General features: G+C 36.3%; 16 protein-coding genes. 4 read left to right on the forward strand and 12 right to left on the reverse strand.

The annotated features are described in order from the left end of the window. Positions 1–45: 45 nt before the first annotated feature. From gadR to HRK21_RS02700, 4 genes are all read right to left on the reverse strand, one after another. Positions 46–924 carry an acid resistance transcriptional regulator GadR gene (gene gadR, locus HRK21_RS02685; RefSeq protein ID WP_003739523.1) on the reverse strand — a complete coding sequence of 293 codons (879 nt, stop codon included), beginning with the start codon at positions 922–924 and terminating at the stop codon, positions 46–48. A gap of 69 nt (positions 925–993) precedes the next feature. After that, positions 994–1689 carry a Crp/Fnr family transcriptional regulator gene (locus tag HRK21_RS02690; RefSeq protein WP_003739524.1) on the reverse strand — a complete coding sequence of 232 codons (696 nt, stop codon included), beginning with the start codon at positions 1687–1689 and terminating at the stop codon, positions 994–996. A 252-nt stretch (positions 1690–1941) separates the two neighbouring features. Next, the gene (locus HRK21_RS02695) at positions 1942–2613 is read right to left on the reverse strand and encodes a cyclic nucleotide-binding domain-containing protein (protein WP_070005858.1); all 672 of its coding nucleotides are present in this window, start codon (positions 2611–2613) and stop codon (positions 1942–1944) included. Between the two features lie 65 nt (positions 2614–2678). Continuing rightward, positions 2679–3296 (reverse strand): MBL fold metallo-hydrolase, encoded by a 618-nt coding sequence (locus HRK21_RS02700; RefSeq protein WP_031695276.1) that lies wholly within the window; start codon positions 3294–3296, stop codon positions 2679–2681. A 130-nt stretch (positions 3297–3426) separates the two neighbouring features. Here HRK21_RS02700 and gloA point away from each other — a divergent pair, with 130 nt between their 5' ends. Next, positions 3427–3816 (forward strand): lactoylglutathione lyase, encoded by a 390-nt coding sequence (gene gloA / locus HRK21_RS02705; protein ID WP_069887831.1) that lies wholly within the window; start codon positions 3427–3429, stop codon positions 3814–3816. Positions 3817–3841: 25 nt separating this feature from the next. After that, complete coding sequence (locus HRK21_RS02710; protein ID WP_003739528.1) at positions 3842–4000, forward strand: hypothetical protein; 159 nt, start codon at positions 3842–3844, stop codon at positions 3998–4000. Between the two features lie 45 nt (positions 4001–4045). On the opposite strand, the gene HRK21_RS02715 is transcribed toward HRK21_RS02710, so the two are convergent. The 6 genes from HRK21_RS02715 to HRK21_RS02740 form a co-directional block, all read right to left on the reverse strand. After that, positions 4046–4975 (reverse strand): DUF561 domain-containing protein, encoded by a 930-nt coding sequence (locus HRK21_RS02715; RefSeq protein WP_070005857.1) that lies wholly within the window; start codon positions 4973–4975, stop codon positions 4046–4048. Positions 4976–4996: 21 nt separating this feature from the next. Beyond that, positions 4997–6220 carry an L-lactate MFS transporter gene (locus HRK21_RS02720; protein WP_003739530.1) on the reverse strand — a complete coding sequence of 408 codons (1224 nt, stop codon included), beginning with the start codon at positions 6218–6220 and terminating at the stop codon, positions 4997–4999. Beyond that, entirely contained in the window at positions 6217–7800 is a 1584-nt protein-coding gene (locus HRK21_RS02725; protein ID WP_070005856.1) for an acyl CoA:acetate/3-ketoacid CoA transferase, read from the reverse strand. The genes HRK21_RS02720 and HRK21_RS02725 overlap by 4 nt, the downstream gene beginning before the upstream one ends. 229 nt (positions 7801–8029) lie before the next feature. After that, a complete protein-coding gene (locus tag HRK21_RS02730; RefSeq protein ID WP_003739533.1) occupies positions 8030–9397 on the reverse strand; it encodes a sigma-54 interaction domain-containing protein in 1368 nt (455 codons plus the stop codon). 104 nt (positions 9398–9501) lie between these two features. After that, entirely contained in the window at positions 9502–10575 is a 1074-nt protein-coding gene (locus HRK21_RS02735) for a GGDEF domain-containing protein (RefSeq protein WP_003739534.1), read from the reverse strand. A 148-nt stretch (positions 10576–10723) separates the two neighbouring features. Beyond that, a complete protein-coding gene (locus tag HRK21_RS02740; protein ID WP_070005855.1) occupies positions 10724–11485 on the reverse strand; it encodes an SDR family oxidoreductase in 762 nt (253 codons plus the stop codon). 181 nt (positions 11486–11666) lie between these two features. Here HRK21_RS02740 and HRK21_RS02745 point away from each other — a divergent pair, with 181 nt between their 5' ends. Together HRK21_RS02745 and HRK21_RS02750 are read left to right on the forward strand one after the other, a co-directional pair. After that, a complete protein-coding gene (locus HRK21_RS02745; RefSeq protein ID WP_003739537.1) occupies positions 11667–12230 on the forward strand; it encodes a TetR/AcrR family transcriptional regulator in 564 nt (187 codons plus the stop codon). A 105-nt stretch (positions 12231–12335) separates the two neighbouring features. Further along, on the forward strand, positions 12336–12686 hold the full coding sequence (locus HRK21_RS02750) for a magnetosome magnetite crystal formation protein family (RefSeq protein ID WP_070005854.1): 351 nt from the start codon (positions 12336–12338) through the stop codon (positions 12684–12686). A 45-nt stretch (positions 12687–12731) separates the two neighbouring features. On the opposite strand, the gene HRK21_RS02755 is transcribed toward HRK21_RS02750, so the two are convergent. Further along, a complete protein-coding gene (locus tag HRK21_RS02755) occupies positions 12732–18365 on the reverse strand; it encodes a SpaA isopeptide-forming pilin-related protein (RefSeq protein WP_070005853.1) in 5634 nt (1877 codons plus the stop codon). A 233-nt stretch (positions 18366–18598) separates the two neighbouring features. Beyond that, entirely contained in the window at positions 18599–23443 is a 4845-nt protein-coding gene (locus tag HRK21_RS02760; protein WP_070005852.1) for a SpaA isopeptide-forming pilin-related protein, read from the reverse strand. Between the last annotated feature and the right edge of the window lie 52 nt (positions 23444–23495).

Raw genomic sequence — 23495 nt, forward strand, 5'->3', positions numbered from 1 at the left:
TACATCATACAAAACTACTGAAGGTAAATCTTCCTATTTTATTGCCTAATTATTCCCGTATATTGTCTTTCTGTATTTTAATGGCGCGACTCCCATCGCTCGTTTGAAGGCATGATGAAAGGTTTTCACGCTACTAAAACCAGCTAGTTCAGCCACTTCCGTTACAGGGAACGCTTCATTTAACAACATCCATTTTGCTTTGTTTAGCCGGTAATCATTTAAAAAAGTCACAAACGTCATTCCGGTATTTCGCTTGAAAAACTTCGTGAAATAGTATGTGCTAAATCCAGTGTAGTTCGCGACTTCTTGTAAGCTGACAGGTTCTTGATAATGCTTTTCGACATAGGAAAAAATTTGATCTAATTTATGTAATGTTTCTTGAGATTTTAAGACCGCCTCTTCCGAAATCACACTATCAGGCTGTGTTTTGACTTGAGGGATTTCTCGGTATATTAATCCGATAATCGCCAGCAAGTCCGCTTTTAAAATATAATGCTTGCCAGGCTTTTCTCCGCTAGACTCCGCATGAATATTCCTAATGAGAGACTGCATTTTCGCCACCGTTTCTTCTGGCCATTCTCTACTTAAATGCGCCATTTCCATAAGCATAGTGCGTAAGGTTTGCATTTGATCATCCATCTGCATTTCTTCTTGGAATAAACTTAAATCAAATTGAATAACGATACGTTCACTACTTGGTGAGGCTAAGAAATAATGTACATCTCCTCCATTTATCACTTGAATCTCGCCTTCTTTTAATTGAATGGGCATATCATTAACACCAAGATTAAGGCTACCTTTTAGTGCATAAATAATCTCAATTTCTTTATGCCAATGCGGATAAACAAGCACCTCCCCCTCATTTATAAACGAACGGAACGGAAAAGCTTTATTTAATTCTGGAATTTCCAAGTATTCACTCATAGTGGAACTCCTTTTTTTCTTTCATTTTAGCATAAAAAAGAAGACAGCCGTTAGACTATCTTCTTACATTTATAAAATTAATGATTCATACGGAATTTCATTGAAAAGTTTTTCTACATTAATTATTACAGGGATTTTAGTATTTAGTAAATAGCCTTCTTTTTTAAGTTCACTAAGCGTTAAACTAAGATACTCTCTTGTGATACCCATGAATTTAGATAAAAATGTAGTAGATAATTCTTGTGGAATTTGAATGTTATCTCCATTAGAAATACCATATTCATATCCTATTGCAGCAATCACATGTTTTACGCGATCTTTTACTTTAAGGGTATTAAGTAAACAGCGACGTTGAAGTATCATGATTTCTTTTTTCGATTGATAAAGCATAAATTCTTCGATACTAATATGTTTCTCGACCATAAAAATGAAGAAATCTCTGTCTACTGCTGTAATGACGCTAGAACTTGGTGACAATAATTTAGCGCCAATATTACGTTTTAAATCAGGAGACATGAAAGATGAAAAATTACACACATCTCCATGTTTTAGTAATTGATCGTATCCAATATAGTCATCAATTTGTGTTCCTTTCATAACAATACCTTTTTCAACAAAATAGATGCCTGTTACGAAATCAACATCAAACAGTTCATTTTTAGAAAGTTTAATACTCATACTATGTTTAGCAAAATCTCCAGACTTCTTACAAAAATGAAGCGGATTGGTCAAAATTTCATGTTGTCTTTTTTCTAATGTGTTCATTGCAAATTCCTCCTCTAAAGTATAATAGCATAGAATGAAAACACTCTAGAGAGGAAACAAACCAAATAAAATAACATTACAATCACAAAAAAAGATATTTTTCACTATTATGTCACTAAAATAAGCTTTTTTTAGGTAAAAACCGTCTAAATAAGTACTTTTTGTGACATTTTCCCTTCACTTTTTTTAGATAATATTTTAAATTTTCCACCTTTTACAGCCTGAAAATCAATATATATTAAGTTTTACTATTTAAAGCGTGTCAATTTTTTTAATAATCCACGGCTTGTGACTGTCATCAAGAATCCCTTCTTTTCGAAGTTTTAATACAATAATATTCGTGTATTCTCGAGTAGTATTGGCATATTGGGCTAAAATAGAATTATTGATTTCATCAGGTAAAATGAATTCCTTATCTTTCGTTACTCTGCCCATATACAGACCAATCTCTTTTAAACATGCTCTAATACGGCGTTCTTTCTTCATAAAATTACGTTTACTAGCTTTGAAATAAACTTTTCTCGTATAAAGCAAATTAGATAATAGATATTTCGCTTTTTCACCTGATTCATCCAAAACGCGCTCCACAAAATCAGGACCGAGTACCCAACAATGGATTTCTGTCAGACTACGGAGCACAGACTCCTCTGGCTCTTCTTTAATAATCGGAACTAAATTGATTGCGATTTCGCTACTTATAAAGCTAATAATTCCAGAATCACCGTATTCATTTTGAAGGCAATAAGAGAAGTATCCACTTTCTACTAAGTAAATCTTGAAGCCTTTCGAATTATTCATCTTGATTTCTTTCCCTCTAGGGATAATTTCTTGATAGCAATAATCATGAAAATAGTAATCTTTTTTTAGTAATTGCAGTAGTGCTTTCGGCGTTGTTTCTTTAAAAATTTCTTCATCAGAATGCATTTCCCAACATCCTTTCTATTTGATTACAAAAAAACTGCAGAATAAATGCTTCTGCAAGTTCTTTTTTAGTTAAAGTATGGGTTTGTCTTTTTCTCTTGACCAATTGTAGTTGCATCGCCATGGCCTGAATAAGCTGGCAAATCATCCGGCAGCACGAACAGTTGTGTTTTAATGCTATTTATTAACATATCAAAATCTCCTGTATATAAATCTGTACGACCGATACTCCCTTTAAACAAAGCATCGCCAACTACAACAAATTCGTCGAATATAAAACTAACGCTTCCGATAGAATGCCCTGGTGTCGGTACTACTTGAAAATGAAAACCTTCTATATTATATTCACCTAGCGTAAATTCATTTTCCGCAGGTTGCGCTATGATTGCTTTACCAGCAATATGCGCAGATAAGTTTAGTTCTGGATTAGAGAGCCATTCTTGCTCTAGTGGGCTTACATATACTGGAATATTATAGGTTGTTCGAATCTCTTCTAAAGCACCAATGTGATCATAATGACAATGAGTTAACAAAACTGCCACTGGTTTTACTTCAAGTTTCGCAATTTCTGCTTCGATTTTACTTGCTTCATCACCTGGATCAACAATTAATGCTAAATTATCTTGATAAATGATATAACAATTTTCTTGGATTATTCCTGTCATAATACGTTTGATTTTTGTCATTTCACTTCCGCCTTTCTTCACATTCATCATTATACCGAAAAAATCGCCTTACTTCCATCAATATTCCTTGTTTGTATTCACTTGCGAGATATACTACAATAAAGAAAGAAGTTTAAAAGGAGGAATAAAAATGACTGCAAAAATGTTACATACATGTATCCGCGTAAAAAACCTAACTGCCTCTATTAGTTTTTATGAAAAAGCGTTAGGACTGAAAGAAGTTCGTCGCAAGGACTTCCCAGATTTCGAATTTACATTAGTTTATATGGCGTTTGAAGAAGGCGGTTTTGAACTAGAATTAACATACAACTATGACCAAAAAGAAGCCTATGATTTAGGTAACGGTTATGGTCATTTAGCAGTTGGTGTTCCAGACGTACGCGCTTTATTAAAAGAACACCAAGCAGCAGGTTACACTGTGACAGATTTAAAAGGACTTCCTGGTGAAGATCCATTCTATTATTTCCTAACAGATCCAGATGGTTATAAAACAGAAATCATTCAAGATGGCGCTTTATAATTAGGCAAAGAACTGGAGAATCTTCATGGGAAAATATTTTATTATCATTTTAATCGCACTAGCAATTAACGGCATTAGTATTTTGTTCCATAATGATATAGCAAGTCTGATTGCTGTCCTCATTACCGCTGTACTACTTATTTATTTAATGGTAGATCTAACAAAAATGTATCGTCGTAAATGAAAAAGAACCAGCAAAATCTAATAGATTCTGCTGGCTCTTTTTTTATTATTGAATGACTAAGTTACTTGCAACTTGTTTAGATTCTTTCATAAGATTTTCGATAATATCACTTGTGGAACGAATTTCAGTTAACATTCCGCAAATTTGTCCAGCCATGACGGAACCATTTTCAACGTCACCTTCATGAACTGCTTTTCTAAGGGAGCCAAGTGTTAATTCTTCTAATTTATCTCTAGAAGCATTTTCGTTTTCTAGTTCTACATATTTTTGAATCATTGGGTTTTTAATACTTCTAACTGGCGCACCATTTCGGCGGCCTGTTACGGTCGTGCTCGTATCCGTTGCGTCAAGTACCGCTTGTTTAAAGCTAGCAGGAACCGGGCATTCCTCAGCAACAAGGAAAAGTGTACCAATTTGGACACCACTTGCTCCTAACGCATAAACAGCTGCCATTCCGTGACCATCAGCAATTCCGCCTGCTGCAATGACTGGGATATTTACTGCTAAAGCGACTTGACGAACTAGTGCCATCGTTGTTGTTTCACCAACATGTCCCCCTGCTTCTGTGCCTTCTGCAACAACTGCATCTACACCGATTTCTTGCATTTTTTGTGCAATTTTTACAGACGGGATAACGGCGATAACTTTTATTCCAGCTGCTTTAAATTTTTCCATAAATGGTTTAGGCGTTCCTGCCCCAGTTGTAACAACGCGCACATCTTCTTCAATAATGACATCGACAAGTTCTGGACAATTTGGCATCATCAGCATGATATTTACAGCGAACGGTTTCGTTGTTTTTTCTTTACAAAGACGAATTTGTTCTCGTAACGTGTCTGCTGACATCCCACCAGAAGCGATAATTCCTAGCCCCCCTGCATTTGATACGGCGGAAGCTAATTCATATGTGGCAATTTGTGCCATTGCCCCTTGTAAAATTGGATATTTGATTTGTAGCATTTCAGTTAAACTCATTTTCTTTTCTCCTCTCTATTTTTACGCTAATTCTTTAGTTGGTTGTTTTTTCTCACGTAATTTATAAACAATATTAATGCAAAGTCCTACAGCAGCAAGTGCGATAGCTATATAGAAAGCTTGTGTGAAGTCGCCACCGTTTTGGCCGGCGATTTGAGCTGCCATTTTTGGTGCAAAGAAGGCTGCTGTGGAATAACCAATAAAGACGATTCCGTAGTTGACGCCTTGATTTTTCGGACCGTAATTTTCCATAACGATGGATGGGAAAACGCCCATTGTTCCGCCAAAGCAAAGTCCAAGTCCAATAATTCCAATAACAAACCCAACAACAGATTGAAGCGTTGCAAGTGCTAGTAAAGATAAAGCAATCACTGTATAAATAATCATTAATGTATTTGATCTACCTAGACGGTCAGATACAGCACCCCAAACTACTCGACCTAAACAGTTGCTTAATGAATAAATACTCACGTAAGCAGCAGCCGATGCAGCCGTTAAGCCAAACATATTTTGACCAATTAAGGATGCATTAGAAGCAATCATCAGACCTGAGAATGCGCCAATACCTAGCATTAAAAGAATCAAATAAAAAGTAACTGTTCGAACCATTCCAGTCCAAGGTACGTTTACCATACCAGCTGCATTTCCAGCAGGTGGAGTCCAGCCTTTTGGTGCATAGCCAGCTGGTGCGACGCGAATAAGGAAACTGCATCCAATGACAACTGCGATATAAACAGCTCCCATAATTTTAAATGCTGTCATTACGTTATATGTTTCAATTAAGTGGTTCGCAATCGGTGCAGCAATAATTGTCGCTCCACCCATTCCTGCAGTAATAAGCCCAGAAGCAAGACCACGTTTATCTGGGAAAAGACGAATCGTGTTACTAAGACATCCTGAATACGCAAAACCTTGTCCAAGCCCAGCAAGGACGCCATAAGACAAGTAAAGCATCGTAGTGGAAGTAGCAAAACCTGTCAGTGCAAAACCAAGCCCAAACAGGATTCCCCCAATTAAAATGGCCCATTTTGCTTTCCCTTTATCCGTTAAAATCCCACCTAAGATAGTTGGAATCGGCCCAATAGCCGCATTAATTGTAAATGCCATCATAACTTGTGGAATTGTCCAACCATGAGCAGCACTAAGCGGTCCAGCAAAAACACTAAATGCATATACCGCACCGGTACAAAGCAGAACACCCACAGAGCCAATCAAGACTCCCCAACGGTTTATTTCTTTTGTCATATAGATACTCCCTCTCTTGTTTGTTTTTCAATAATAGCTTTTAAGCCACCCCATTGTTCGCTAAACATACCGCTATCCATTACTTTTAAATCACTCGCAATAACGGGTTCGAATTCCATTTGTCCAAGAATATCCTTTTCTAAATCCACTCCTGGCGCGATTTCTGTTAGAACCATTTTGCCATTTTCTAAACGGAATACAGCTCGCTCTGTCACATAGAGGATGATTTGGTCGGTCGTTGAAGCGTATTCGCCACTAAATGTGATTTGTTGAACTTGTTTGATAAACTTTTTAGCTTTTCCTTCTTGTAAAATCTCTAGTTTGCCGTCAGCCACACGAGTCTTTAATCCACCTGCTGTAAAAGTTCCGGCAAAAATTAATTTTTTCGCTGATTGAGAGATATTAATAAATCCACCACACCCAGCAACTCTTGAGCCAAACTTGCTGACATTCACATTACCGGATTCGTCGGTTTGCGCCAAACCAAGTACGGATAAATCGAGTCCACCACCATCGTAAAAATCGAACTGTGAATGATGATCGACAATAGCTTCACTGTTATACGCATGACCGAAATCTGCTAACCCTGCTGGTACACCACCAACAGACCCTGCTTCCGTTGTTAGTATTAATTGGTCACTCACGCCTTCTTCCGCTGCAACAGTAGAGACGTTCACCGGAATCCCTACACCTAAATTTAGAATGGTTTGTGGTTCTAGTTCTGCTGCAGAACGACGCGCAATCACTTTACGGTCATCTAGCGCAAGTGGCTCAATATCACCAAGAGGAACTTGAATGTGTCCAGAGAAAGCTGGATTGTACTGCGTATTTTCGGTTTGGAAATGATTTTCTGGTTCTGATATAACAATATGATCAACTAAAATTCCTGGAACTCTTACATCTTTCGGATTAAGCGATCCTTTTTTAGCAACAGATTCTACTTGAGCGATAACAATTCCGCCTGAATTTCGAACTGCCTGTGCAATTGGCAAGACTTCCATATGTAAGCCTTCTTTTTCTAAAGTTAAGTTTCCAAATTCATCTGCCACAGTTCCGCGAATGAGCGCAACTTGAATTGGGAAACTTGGATAAAATAGCCATTCTTCGTCGTGAATCGTCAACAGCTCTACTAAGTTATCTTTAGAACTCGCGGACATTTTTGCCCCTTCAATACGCGGATCTACAAATGTTCCCATACCAATTTTTGTAATAACGCCTGGTCGTTTAGCTGCAATTTCCCGGTAAAGTTGTGTAATTACACCTTGTGGCAAATTATATGCTTCACATTTGTCTTCTTCAATTAATTTCGCCATTTTGGGAGAAGCAATCGCAATTCCACCAATCCAGCGTTTAATTAATCCTTCATGCCCCCAGTGACTCATCCCTTTTTCCCTGCGATCACCAAGCGCACTAGCATGCATAACTGTTAGATTACGCGGAGCCCCTTCTTCTAAAAAACGCTTTTCAACCGCAATAGCCATTTCTTCGTTGACACAAGCTAAACCGAAACCACTAAAAGCTACAGTATCGCCATCTTTTATTAATTTTGCTGCTTCACTTGCTTTTATTACTTTTGACAAATTCCTCACTCCTTATTGTTCAATTATTCACATATATTTGTAATGATACGCAATTACTTATAAAGCAACTTTCATGCCAACATTTAAAATGGCTTTATATCAATCTTTATGAATTCAAACATTATTAATCGTCGCAAAACAGCGACATAAAAATTAGCGCTTTTGCAAATAACAGTCGCGAAAACGCAACAAAAAAACCTAATCGCGTTTTCCGATTAGGTTTTCTAAATTAATGAAGTGTTTTTAGTTTTCGATATAAAACAGAGCGGTGAATTCCAAGCACACTAGCCGCTTTTGTCACGTTTCCATCACTTTCTTCGAGCACTCGCAATATAAAGTGTTTTTCTACGTCTTGTAAATAATCTTTTAAATAAAGCGATTCTTTTTTCGTTTGCTCTTTAAAATGTAAGTCTAGTGCAAAATCATCTGGTTCCGTCACTACCACTTCTTTATTTCCAGACATAACCACTAAGCGTTCAATCTGGTTTCTAAGTTCACGTACATTTCCTGGCCAGTTATGAGAAAGTAATTCTTTTGTTTTATCGCCGCTTAACTGAAAATCTTTTTGGTACTTTTGATTGAATTTTTGAATGAACTGACGTGCAAGACCAATAATATCTTGCGGACGCTCTCTGAGTGCTGGAATATGAACTGGCACTACATTAATACGATAATATAAATCACGTCTAAACGTTCCTTTTTCAACCATTTCACCAAGGTTTCGATTTGTCGCTGAAATAAGTCTAAAGCGGCGTTTCGTCTCGGTTGTTGAGCCCAGTCTTCTTACTTCTCCAGTTTCAAGCACTCGCAGCATTTTTGCTTGAAGCTCTAATGGCATTTCAGAAATTTCATCTAAAAATAATGTACCACCATCAGCTAGTTCAAGCATACCGGGTTTTTCAATATCCGCACCGGTAAATGAGCCTTTTTCATGTCCGAAAAGCTCAGATTCAAATAATGCTTTTGGAATTGCCGCACAGTTAATCGAAATAAAGGGCCCAGCAGCTTGTTCACTTTTTTCATGAATATAGCGCGACAAGACTTCTTTACCTGTACCAGACTCTCCGTATAATAAAACTTTACTGTCAAACGGAGCGATCTGGTTGCACACTCGAACTATCTGTTTCATCGCGACACTTTCTGCTACTATCACGGTGCCATCATTTTCTTTATAATCTTCAAGAAGAAGTGACTCTTTATTGCCTGAAATTGCCTCGCCTCGCCACGTTTTGAAACTATCTGGTTGCGTTTCATCTGACATCGTAACAACTAAATGCACGGTACCATCTGGATAGAGAATTGGCGTAGAAGTCGAGCGAATACTAAAACCTTTTTTCGTATTGATAACTTTTGTTTTCTTTTGTTTGGTTCGGATTGCTTCCAGCGTGACAGAATCGTTGTATACTCCGTCTTCCACTAAGTCTCTTACATTACAACGAAGTAATTCTTCAAGCGACATTCCGACCGTAAGCGCAGTGAATTTATTAGAAATTAAAATATTACCGTCTGCATCTGTGACAAACAGTGTCGTTGGCATGTCTTTATTTAATTCACCAAATGACTGTACTCCCAGCAAGTTATCCATTAAGTCAAACATTAAAGCTCATCCTTTTGGACTAGTTTCCTAGTTATTTGCTCATCATTACACAATCTATTATAACATAATCCATCTACTAGAAGTACTCGTTTTTTTGCGACAAGCTAATTTCCATCTGCAATACAAACTCGATTTCGTCCTGTTAATTTTGCTTTATACAGTGCTTCATCGGCAGATTTAAACAAACCTTCACTTGTATTAGCACCATCTTTACTACTGCTCACCCCAACAGAAATCGTTATTTTCACTATTTGCCCGCCAGGAATAACAAAATCCTGTTCTTCTGTTTCTTTTCGTACTTGCTCAGCAACCTTATTACCTTCTTCTATTGAGCAATCTAATAAGACGATGGAAAACTCTTCTCCACCGTTTCTAAACGCTTCTGAGCCGTCTGTCGTACTTGCTTTTAAAATGACTGCTAATTGTTTTAAAATCGCGTCACCTGCATCATGGCCATATGTATCATTAATATTTTTAAAATAATCAATATCGATTAACATTAGCGTAACTTGTCTACTTCCAGCATCCATCACATGATTAATTTTCTCGTCAAATTGCCTTACATTCGATAATTTGGTCAAATAATCTAGCGTAGAGTCTTGCTCATATTTTTGAAAAAGTTGCTTTGATTTAATCATATTGCTCATTAATCCCGCAGAAACAGCACCAATAACAAGTGCAATCAGCACGAAAATAGTCATATTTATCCAGAAATGAGCCTCTCTAGCTAAAATCAAATGCAGATTAATAACAACAAAACTACACGCAATAATATTCAAAATAAAAACGCCCCAAATTTTGAATTTCTCTAAGCGTTTTCCAAAAAGGGCTGTTATTGTGCCAATTAACATCATCACAATCGCCGCCATCATAGCCGCGGAATTCACGGATAGTAGAAAGCGCGATGCCGAAATAATAATAGCTGATACAATTGCGGGAATCGGTCCACCGTAAAAGCCCACCATTATTATTGGAATATGACGTAAATCCACAATTACATTATTCGAAATTGGAATTCCGAAAACCATCAACGCGAAACCGAGAAGTCCAGCCCAAATTCCGATCACCATTTTTCTATTTGTTGCTAATTCTTTTGTAATTGGTTCTTTATAAACTAAGGAAATAATATAAAATCCTGCGAGTAATATCGCTGCATTACTTACCAACTGTTCAATCAAAAAGACCACCCGCCTTTCACTTTGGTACTCAATACCCCATTATGCTCATAACTATTCATACAAGTTTGCGTAATAGGCAGAAATGGCTATTTCGTTTTCATGAAAAAAGCCGCAAAAGAAAATAATTCCTTTTGCGGCCATTATTTGTTTAGTAAGCTGTCCAGCCAGCATCAGCAGTTATTACTGTTCCATTCACAAAACTGGAGTCATCTGACGCTAAAAACAAGGCTACTTTAGCGATTTCTGAAGCATCACCAGCACGTGGATTGGTACCCATACCAATCATCGCGCGCTCTTGACCAAATTCGTCTGGTGCATAAATAGTTGTACCGATATTTGTATTTACTGCTCCTGGTGCGATTGCATTACAACGAATGTTTTTGTTCGCATATTGGAATCCAACATTTTTCGTAAAGCCCACGACCGCATGTTTAGATGCTGTATATGCCGCCCCTGCTCTTGAGCCAAAAAGACCGCCTGCCGAAGCAATGTTTACAATAACCCCTTGACCTTTTTCTTCAAAAATGTGTAATGCTTTTCGTGTCGCACGCATCACACCAGTTGTATTAATCGCAAAAACCTTATCCCAAAGTTCATCTGTTAATTCACCAGCTGGGACAAAATTATCCATAATTCCTGCATTGTTGACTAAAATGTCTAACGTTCCAAATGCCTTAACAGCTTGGTTAATCATATTTTCAATATCTTCTTGCTTTGTTACATTAGCTACGACAGCAAGTCCTGTTCCGTCTTCTTTTTCGACCAGTTCGACTGTTTTTTGTGCCGCCTCTAAATTTAAATCTGCCACAACAACTTTCGCTCCTTCTTTAGCAAAAAGAATCGCAATTTGTTGCCCCATTCCAGAAGCCGCACCAGTTACCACTGCCACTTTTCCAGTTAATTTCCCCATTGATATTTCCTCCTTCATTTTTGATCCGCTAGAAAAAGAATTTATTCCCTTTCTACTTTCATTATAATCCCGGTATAAAACGCTTTCAATATGTAAAGAAAGCCTGTTTTGTTGATTAAGCAACACTTTTGCGTTATATGTATAGTAATAAGAAAATTTCTCAAATGGGAGGTTCTAAATCATGGATAGACGGGTTAAAAAAACAAAAAAAGCCTTCAATCAAGCTCTCTTCGCACTGCTTGACCAAAAAAATTTTCGCCAAATTACAATTACGGACATTGTCACAGAAGCAGATGTGAACCGCGGGACTTTTTATAAACACTATCATGATAAAGAAGAATTGTTAGATAGCATCATTGAAGAAATTCTGATGGATTTAAAAAGTGCATATCAAGATCCTTATTTACATACAAGTCATTTCTCTATTCAAACGCTTACACCATCAATGATAAAAATATTTGATCATGTGTATCATCATCAAGTCTTTTACCGCCAAGTAATAAAATCAACTATTCGTCCTAGTTTTCAAAATCAGGTATGTGACGTTATTCGAGAGCTTATATTAGATGATGTTGCGAATTTTCCTGATAACTCAGCGGCTGAACCACAATTACTAGCTACTTATCAAGCGCATGCGATTTTTGGAATGATAGTTTTTTGGGCAGAAAAAGATTTTTCACACTCGCCTGCGTATATGTCCGAGCAATTACTCCATATTATTCACGCTAAAACGCAACAAGTGTAATCCTTACATATTTGTTATGTTACTTTCTAGCTTTGTCACTTGCATCGAGGGCTTGACTTACTTTCCCTTGCTATAATAAAAACATCTTAGAAAGGTGTGTTGATTATGAATGATCATCGAATTCTAAATGCTTTAAGTTATTTTAGCATTTTGTTTGCTCCAATTATCGTTCCAGTGTTAATTTGGATTTTTGCAAAATCAGAAGAAGTCTCTCACCATGCTAAAGTTGCTTTACTTACACATATTATTCCGACTATCATTGGTATCCTGTGTTTTTCCAGTGTTTTCGTTACAGCTATGACAAATAGCGGCTTTTTATCAAGTTTTACATTCTTCATTACTGCTAGCTTATTCATTTTTACGCTTACCGCTTTAGTTGGTCTCTTTATCTTCAATATTGTACGTGGCATTCAAATGTTATGTGTCACAAAAGAAGATGATGATGTTTGGATTTAAATAAAAGAAACCCCGCTAAACTATATAGTTTTAGCGGGATTTCTTTTATTTATTTACTCTTCTTAATACAAAAATCCCGATTGCACTAATAAATAATCCTGAAACAACATTTTTAAATGGGGCTTTGTCTCCCGTTGATGGCAAACGTTTCGCTTTTTTCATGACTGTTGCGGGCTTTTCTATAGCTGCTATTGGACTTGTTGCGTTGATTGGTTTTGCTTGATTAAACATGATTGGGTCTTTTATTTTTTCATAAATAAAAGTTACTTTTTGTGTGCCTTCTGCAAATGTACCAACTTTATTGATTGGATTTCCCACTAGTTGATAACCAGCAAATTCTTTTGACTCCGTTTCGTATTTCTCACCAATATCACCTGTATAATTTTCGGGATTTACTAAGTGATTTCCTTCCGTATCCGTATGCGCTACCTTCACTAAGCCCACTTTCAGCTTATTAGTTTTAGTAACGGGGACCGGAGAAATTTGATTAAATACGATAGTGAATTCAATCTTAGTCCTATCTAATTCGTAATTCATTGGAGCTTCTGTTTCGACAAAACAGTATTCGCCTGGTTCCAGATTTGTTACTTTAAGCTCTCCGTTTATACCAGTTGTTAGACCGGTTTTTAGTATTTGTCCTTGTTTCGTTTGTAGCTCGAATTTAGCTCCTGCTAAGCCTTTATTTGTTTTAGCATCTACTTTTGTTAAAATAACATCGCCAGTTTTAGCACGATTTTCTTTCGTTACAGTTTTTGGTTTGACTTGATTAAACTCAATTGCAAACAGAATTGGCGTGTTGTCTAACTGATATCCTGTTGGCGCTTTTGTTTCCACTAACGAATACTCGCCCGGTGCCAAATCAGCAATTACCAGCTTACCATCAGCATCCGTCACGAAATTTCCGCCTACTTTTGTACCAGTAGCATTTCGTAGTTCAAATTCTGCTCCAGCTAACTTTTCTTTGGAACTACCATCTACTTTTGTTAAAATGACGCTACCAGTTTTTGCAATATTTTCTTTTGAGATAGCTAATTTTTCCGTTTGATTGAATACTATGGTGAAACGCACTGGCGCTTTATCTAGTTGATAACCCGTTGGAGCTTTTGTTTCTACTAATTGATAGTTTCCTGGAGCCAGATTAACGATTTCGATTTCCCCGTCAGCATTGGTTACTAAATTCTCTTGTAATTTAGTTCCTGCCTCATTTTGCAATTCAAATTCTGCATCTGCAAGTGTTTGTTTGGTTAAGCTATCTTGCTTTGTTAAAATCACACTGCCAGTTTTTGCAGTATTTTCTTTTGTTAGGTTTAGTAATTCTGTTTGATTGAACTCAACCGTGAAAGTGACTGGTGTGGCATCTAATACATATCCCGTTGGTGCAGCAATTTCCGCCAATTGATAATCACCTGGTGCGAGATTAGTTAGCTCTAATTTACCAGTTGTATTTGTTATTAGGTTTTCTCTTAGTTTTGCACCGGTACTATCCTGCAGTTCAAATTCTGCTCCTGCTAAACCTGCTTTTGTCACATTATCTTGCTTTGTTAGTACAACACTACCTGACTTTGCTTTATTCGTTTTTGTTACATTTACATTTTCAGATTGATTAAAAGTAATCGTAAAAGGAACTGGAGTTGTATCTAGTTCATATCCTGTCGGTGCGGATGTTTCGACGAATTGATAGTTTCCTGGAGCAAGATTTGTAATTTCTACTTGCCCTTCTGCATTTGTAACTAGGTTTTCTTGCAACTTAGCACCTGCAGTTGTTTGCAATTCGAATGTCGCACCTGAAAGCGTAGCATTTGTTTTGTCATCTTTTTTCGTTAAAATGACTCCTCCAGTTTTTGCAGTATTTTCTTTAGTAACAGATACTTTTTCTGCTTGGTTGAAAATAATTGTAAATGGAGTTGGAGTGGCATCAAGTTGATAACCGGTTGGCGCTTTTGTTTCAATAAGTCGATAATCTCCTGGCGCCAAATCTTTTATTTCTAATTTACCTGAAGCATCCGTTGCTAGTTTTTCTTTTAGAACTTTTCCTGCATCATCTTCAAGCTTAAACTCTGCTCCTTGTAATTGCTTGCTCGTCCCGCTCGCTTTTTTGTTTAACTCTACGGTACCAGTTTTTGCAGTATTTTCTTTTGTTACTGTTGCTGGTTCTGACTGATTAAATTCAATCGTAAATTCAAGAGGAGCTTCATCTAATTGATAACCCGTTGGCGCTTTTTTTTCTATAAATTGATAGTTTCCGGGTTCCAAATCTCCTACAGTTAGTTCCCCAGTAGCATTTGTTTCTAAACCTTCTTTAATTTTAGTCCCATCATTTTTTTGTAATTCAAATTCTGCTCCTGCTAAAGCGGCTTTTGTGAAGTTGTCTACTTTAGTTAAGATCACGCTGCCCGTTTTTTGAGGATTTTCAACTGTATATTCACTAGTTAGTCCATCTGAAGTTACTGTTACTTCCTTCCCATTTTTTAGCTCTTCACTAATTGTATAACCGGTTGGAGCTTCTGTTTCAACTAATTTATATTTCCCAGCTTGAATACTATCAAAAACAATTTTACCTTCCGAATCAGTTGTAGCTTCTTGTCCAGATTTTTTGCCATCTAGTGTATAAAGTTGGAACTTTGCTCCTTCTAATTTTTTGGTCGGATCTGCTTTATCTACTTTTGTAATTTCAATTGACCCCATCGTATCAATACCACTTCCACTACCCATAGTAAAGTTTGGTGAAACCGTATTAGTTGCAGTCCTACTTTGCACTGAGAGGTTACCATAATCTTTGGCATCCACAGAAACTGTATTTTTAACTGGACCTGAGATCAAACTAATCGTATCGTAGGTAACCTCAATTGGAGAAGTTGCTGTATAATTTTTAAATTGAACGGTAAAACCATTATCTGTAAAAGTAATATCATAATATTTAGAGTCAATTAATTCTCCTGTTTTTGTATCTATTACTTTAAAGCTATTTTTAACGATTTTTGCTCCTGTTATGCCTCCGTCTACTATATCCGTAATGGTTGGGTTCGTCACTATCCGTTTATCTGTAATATCAGTAAGTTTTAGTTTCCAATTTATTTTATTATTGTAGGACATATCAATCTGACCTGTTTTGGAAATCGGTGAGTAACTTTCAAAAATAAATGCTTCTGCTTCGTACTCTTTTTGATTTTTACCATCATCAGAAACGATTGCTACATTTTTGACTGACTCAGAAAAATACCACTTATTATCTGGAGTTGTTTTGTATTTAACAAAAACTTGTGATTTTCCAATATCTCCAAATTCTAGATGTATTTTCTTATCTGTTGTTTCAATTTTCGTTGGGTAATTTTTATCGCCTTCTTTTACTAAATTCCCAGTAGAAGCAAGTGGTACATTTAGATTAACTAGTTCGTTTGGACCGCCCACTCTTCTAAATTCTAAAGAGCCTTCCACATAAGAAGTCCCTTCCACCATCTCATCATCAAAAATGAGATTTTCGAAGTCTAAATTCATTGCATTCAAAGAGACAATCCAATCAATTGTACCTGTCTCATAATTCCACGTGCCATATTTAGCTCCATTTTGCGAAATCTTACTATCTACTTCTAAGGAAGCTTTTTTTGTATCAGAGTAATGTGTTATATAGCCATCATAGTATGAAATATATGCTTTGTTATCAAGCGTTTGGGCACCATTTGATAAGTCAATCTTCGTAACAAGCTTTACTTCAATTTCTTTATCTGTTGTCGCATAGTTACCAATCAGTTGAATTTTAAAACCTGCTGGTGTAGCTGTATCAGTGATTGTATAGTCAACATCTTTTACAAGCTTCACTTTGTCCGTTTCAGTTGTATAAGCATAAACATCAAGGTTATCTAAACTTTTTACACCCGTAGAAAATTCATCAATAATTATCATATCACTCATTTTTATTCTCTCTGTGTTCGCTGTGATTGTCCACGACATTAAATTATTAAAGTAGTCTACCGTTCCACTTTCTTTTTTTACTAAGCTAGGTTCAAAGGATAATTTTTCTGTGGCTTTGACGCCTTTCTCATCTGTAACTTCATTAATAATATCACGAGGACTAAAATCAGTTACTTTCGTAGCATACGTAATTTGATATGCTTTTTTGTCTGTATTTTTATATGTTGTTTCAAAACTTCCATTAGTTGCAACAGATGGCGTTGTCCAATTACTTGACGCATCTATATCCCCAACAATCGCCTGTCCAGTAGTAGGCGAGAACGTCACCTCTCTAATTTTAAGTGAATTGTCCACATAATTTATGCCGTTATCTGTTAAAACATCTGTTAAAACGGTGTTTGGCGTTAATTCTGCTTGGTCGTAGTTTACGTTAATTGCCCAATCAATGGTTTGTGTTTTGGCGTTATAAATAGCTTTTTTCTCTAAATGTTTAAATTTAACTATTCTTGCTTCAACAGTTGCTAGCCCTACCGACAAAATCTTTGAATCACCAACAGTTTGAGCTCTGGAAACTAATGAAACAAGAGACTCCTTAGTAGTATTAATAACACGCGTATATGTTACTTCATAGCCTTTTCCATCTAAACCATTAGTTAATTTAATTATTAGTTCTGAGTCTGTATGCTCTACTGTATAATCTTTACCTTCTTCTAATAATTGTTTACCTCCTATAAATGCTCCTCTAGCACTAACATCACTTGCATAAACTTTTACCGTACTTTTATCAATTTTTGTATCGCCGTCGTAAGTAAAGTCAGCGAGTCTAAGTTCTCCTACTGAGTTTGTTTCTTTAGTTAAATTTAGCTTAGCTGTAACAAATGCTTTTTCCGGGTTAATTTTACTCGGATGTAATTTTAAATCCACTGTGGAAGCATAGTCTACTAAAGGAATAACCTCGTATTCGTAAACAGTATCTCCACCCGCAGTAGCAAAAATAGCTTTTTGACTCGTTTGCTCTGTTTCTGAAAAAGACCTAAAGACGGTAGTTATGCTAACATCATAACTTCCTTCTTGTACACCATCTTTTAAGATTTTAATGGTTAGTTCTCTTGTAGCTGCATCGAACGACCATTCTGCTTCTGTTGAAGGTAAAAAATCACCATTTAAATCTGTGGAACCAAAGTTAAAATCATCTGGCAAAATTGTTTTAAAAGTATCTCCGGCCTTATAATTTTTTCCGGTAAAAGAGAAATTCATATTTAAAATAACCCCACCGCCATTTTTCACTCTGTCACCTTGGTTTATTTTAGTTCCATTCCCATCTTGAAGCTCCACTTTCGTAAAGATATTATCTGAAATGGTTGCTTTTAAATTTGTCTTTCTGATAGATTTATTTTTGGTTGAAATAGATGTGATTAATTCCTCTTTATCTTTTAAAGCGATATTATAGGTGTTCTCATCTATTGCATAACCTTCTGGTGCCTTTTTTTCTTTAACTCGATATTCCCCTTCTTCCATTGAATCCTCAACTACTATTCCATTATTTTTAATGGAAAGTTCTTTAATTTCTCCCGTTTGTACATTTTCTATCTCAAAAATAGAACCACTTATGTTTTCTTTCGTATCTTTATCTATTTTAACGATTTTAAGTGATGGCTTTGATTCTTTTACATCTATTACTGCTGCAAAAACCGTTGAAATATTTTGAAAAACAACTAAACCAATAACCATCATAATTAGCAATTTCTTCCACATTTTAAACTTCTTCACTACCTTGATGTCCTCCTCTGTTGCAATTATTATCTGTGTAACGTGTTACCTATTGGTTGAATTGTATCAAAAACAACTAGAAAATACAGTTGGCTATAAAGCTTAAAAAATGGATTTTTATCTATTTCTATGACTATTTAGTGAACAAGTACGCTAATTCTATAGGGCGAAATACTTTTTTGTTAAAATAGGTAATAAAAATGCGCTATCCTTTGAGCGGATAGCGCATTTTTTTAATCATTTACTTTTTTTGATTTTCTTAGTAAGAACCAACCAACTACGCTAGCAATTAATCCAGTGAAGATGATTCCATATGGAGACGCATCTCCTGTTGAAGGAAGACTTGTTGTTACTGTTGGTTTCTTCGCGGGGTCTAACGGTTTAGTTGGTTTTACCGGTGTGACTGGTTTACCTGGATTTACCACGATTGGCGTTTTGCTTTTCTCATATACAAAGGTCACTTTTTGATCCGTTTCTTTAAATATGCCTTCTTTATTCGTAGGTTGTTTTGTTAATTTGTAACCTTTAATATCTTTTTCTTTCGTTGCGTATTTATCGCCAACGATACCAGTATGAATTTCTCTCTCTGCTAATACATTACCTTTTGTATCAACAAATTCTGCGATAACTTTACCGCTCACAACTGTTTTTAGATTCGTTTTTGTTACTTGTAAAGTTTCATTTTGATCAAATGCAATTTTTACATCAACTGGAACTGTATCTAGTTCATAACCAGCTGGTGCTTTTGTTTCGATTAATTGATAATCGCCAGGTACTAAATTAGTTATTTCTAGTTTCCCAGATGCATCTGTAGTCAGGTTTTCTGTAACATTATTATTTTCATCTACTAGTTTGAACGTTGCATTTGCAAGAGGCGCTTTTGTTTCAGCATCTGTTTTCGTTAATACAACTGAACCAGTAGACATCGTATTTGTTTTAGTAACTTGAACTGGCGCTTGTTGGTTGAACGCAATAGTGAACTCTACTGGTGTAGCATCTAATTCATAACCTGTTGGAGCTTTCATTTCGACTAATTGATAGTCTCCTGGTGCCAAATCATCAATTTGTAGTTGTCCATTTGCTTCAGTCACTACTCGTTCTTTCAAACTTACCCCTAGTTTTGTTTGTAGCTCAAATTCTGCTCCTGCTAAATTACTTCTTGATTTGCTATCTAGCTTAGTCAGAACAACACTACCCGTTTTCGCAACATTTTCTTTAGTTACATTTACTGCAGTCGCTTGGTTAAATTCGATGGTAAAAGTAACCGGAGTTGCATCCAATTCATAGCCTGTTGGTGCTTTTGTTTCAACGAATTTGTAATCCCCTGGCGCTAAATCTGTTACTTCTAGCTTCCCATCTGCATTCGTTGTTAGATTAGCTTTTACTTTAGTTCCAGCGGCGTTTTGTAATTCAAATTCTGCTCCAGATAAAGTAGTTTTTGATACGCTATCTTCTTTCGTTAGAACTACACTACCAGTTTTTGCTGTATTTTCTTTTGTGACAACTACAGCTGCTTCTTGGTTAAATTCAATCGTAAATTTCGTTGGCGCTCCATCCAAAATATAGCCTGTTGGCGCTTTTGTTTCTACAAATTGATAATCGCCTGGCGCCAAGTCTGTTACTTCGATTTTACCCTCTGTATTAGATACTAAGTTTTCAGCGACTTTTGTACCGTCTGCATTTTGCAATTCGAATTCCGCACCTGCGAGAGCATCTTTCGTTACACTATCTTCTTTTAAAAGGACCGCACTACCAGTTTGCTCTGTGTTTTCAATTGTAATACTTGTAGCTGTATCAGCGGTAACCGTGATTTCTTTACCATCTTTATATTCGTCACTAATCGTATAACCTGTTGGTGCTTCTGTCTCAACTAGCTTATATTTCCCAGATTGAAGACCATCCATCACGATTTTCCCGTCCGAATCTGTTGTTGCCTCTTGCCCCGCTTTGTCACCTTCAAGTGTATAAAGTTGGAATTTGGCTCCTTCTAGTTTTTTCGAATTATCCTTTTTATCAACTTTGATAATTTCAAGTGAACCAATTGTCGCCGTCCCACTACCACTACCAATAGTGAAGGCAGGCGATATACTTGTTGTTCTTGATTTATATGTCATTGGTAAATTACCGTAGTCAGGAGAAGCAGTTGTTGCTGTGTTACTAACAAGTCCAGACATCAAGCTGATTGTACTATAGGTTACTTTAATTGGTGCAGTTGCTTTATAATCTTTGAATTGGATAGTGAAATCATTGTCTGTGTAAGTGATGTCATAGTATTTTGAGTCAATATCTTCACCCGTCGTTTCATTTATTACTTTAAAGCTACTTTTTACTACTTGTGCTCCAGTTGCTCCAGTTTTCATTGTATCGGTAATTGTTGGATTGTTGATAGGACGATCTGCTGAGATATTGTTAAGTGTAACAACCCAGTTAACTTTATTATCAAAAGATGGATCAATCGAAGCCGTTTTTGTCATCGCATTAAAAAGTTTGCTTGCGAATGCTTGGTAACTGTAAGATTTTTCACCTACTCCATTATCACTCACTTTCGCAGTGTTTTGTACATAAGAGTAGTAATACCAGTTTTCGTTTGGTTTAGTACTGTATTTAATAAATACGCGTGAATTATCTAAGTTAGCAAATTCTAAATGTAATTTATTCCCAGTTGTATCGACTTTTGTTGGATAGTTTTTATCACCTGTTTTGGCTATTGTTCCAACAGAGTTAAGTGGGATATATAGGTTCATCATCTCACTTGTAGAAGCCACATTACGATATTGTAGTGAGCCTTCTACGTATGTTAATCCCGTTGGAATTGCATCATCAAAAATCAGATTATCATAATTTTTTGCCATTGCGTTGACGGATACAATCCAATCAATGTTCCCAGTAGTGGAGTTGTATGCTCCGTACTTGCCACCATTGGTCATCATACCCGGATCTGGTGTCATCGAAGCAGTGACTTCATCAACATACTTGATAATTCCGCCATCGTAATAAGAAATGGATGCCTTATTATCAATCGTTTTTGTTACGTCTGAAAGATCAATATCGGTGACAAAATCGACTACAATTTTTTTATCTGTAGAAGCATAATCGCCGATAAGTTGTAAATAAAAACCAGCTGGTGTCACATCTTTATTCATCGTGTAATCTTTGCCTTCTGTTAATAATACACTATTTGTATTATCTGTATAGGCACGAACTGTGTAGCTCTTAAGGGCTTTTACACCAGTAGAAAATTCATCTGTGATATTCAAATTCCCCATCTTAATTCTGTCAGAGTTGGCAGTGATTTTCCATGTCATTGTGTTATTAAAATAGTCAATTGTTCCAGCTTCTTTTTTCAATAAATCTGGTTGAATCGCAATCGTTGCGTCAGCGGAAACACCATTTTCATCTGTAATTTCATTTTTAATTTCACGATCACTAAAATCTGTGATTTTCGTGGAATAAGTGATTACATAGGCATTAGTGTTTGTGTCCTTATACGTTAAATTAAAATTCCCATTTGCCGAGATTGCTGAAGTTGTCCAGTCACTTGAAGCATCCCCTCCAACGATCGGTGAGCCATTAGTTGCGTTAAATGTTACTCGTTTAATTTTAAGTGAATCTGCTACATAAGCGACATCGTTATCTGCTAAAACGTCCGTAAGCACTGTAGAAGGAGATAGTTCGTCTTGATCGTAGTTAAATTTAATTGTCCAATCAATACTTTGTGTTGAACCATTGTAACTAGCTTTTTTCTCCAAATGATTATAATTAGTCATCGTCAGGTAAACATAAGCGGAGTTAGTTGATAATGTTCCTGCATCACCTACTGTGTATGCTTGTGTAGACATGTAAGAAAGTGAATCACTGGGTTTATTGATTGTGCGGTCATAGGTTACTTGGTAGCCTTTCCCAGCAAGTCCACCGTTTAACTTAACAGTTATCGAGGTTGCGGAATAAATTAACGTATAGTCTGTTCCTTCTTCTAGTAATTGTTTCGTACCTATGAAAGTTCCCCCAGCACTAACATCACTCGAATATACTTTGATGCTATCTTTATCAATAGTTGTCGTTCCACCGGAAGTATAATCAGTAAGCTTCAACTCACCCTTAACATCTTTTTCTTTTGTTAAGTTAAATTTAGCATCTACTTGTCCCTTTGTCGGGTTTACTACCCCTGGATTTGCTGTAATTCCTACAGTTGTCGGGTAGTTGACTACTGGTACAACTTCAATTTGATAAACAGTATCTTTTCCTGCTGTTTTGAAAACAACTTCTTGTATCGTTTCTTCTGTTGAGGTAAATACTTTAAAAGCTGTACTGATATTCACATCATAATCGCCTTCTTGAATACCATCTTTTAAGAAAGTAATCGTAAGTTCACGTGTTGTTACATCAAGTGACCATTCTGCTTCTGTAGAAGGTAAGAAGTTACCACTTAAATTTTTGTTCCCGAAGTTGAAAGCATCTGGTAAAACAGTTGTAAATGTATCCCCTGCTTTATAATTTTTCCCTGAAAATGCAAAGTTCATGTTAAGCACAACACCGCTACCATTTTGAATCCGGTCCGAAGTGTTGATTTCATCGCCATTACCGTCTTTAAGTGTTACTTTGTTGAAAATATTGTCCGTAATAACTGATTTTAGATTTGCATTTTGTGTTGATTTTTTAATCGGTGTTGGTGTTGCTGCTTCTTTCGTTGTTTCTTCTTGCACTTTTGCTGAAGCCGAAGTAATCACTTCTTCTTTTTCTGCTAAAGTTACACTGTATTCTTTTTCATCTAGTTCGTAGCCTTTTGCTGCAACTTTTTCTTTAACCAGATAATCACCAGGTAAAAGAGAATCCATTGTTGCCTCGCCATTTGCACCGATGGTTAAATCACTTGTTTCACTTGTTTCTTTATTCTTTATCTCAAATGTAGAACCATTGATTTTTTCTTTTGTATCTTTATCTTCTTTGATAATTTTTAATGTGGTGTTTGACGTTTCACTGTCTGTCATTGTTGCAAGTACAGGTGAAACATTTTGGAATACTAGTAAACTAATAACCATTGCAATAACTAGCTTCTTCCATTGTCTGATATTTTTCACTGCGTTTTGTCCTCCTATAATCTATTTCTAACTGTTGTTAAATCCCTTATAG

The organism is Listeria monocytogenes, assembly GCF_013282665.1.
Taxonomy (GTDB): domain Bacteria; phylum Bacillota; class Bacilli; order Lactobacillales; family Listeriaceae; genus Listeria; species Listeria monocytogenes_C.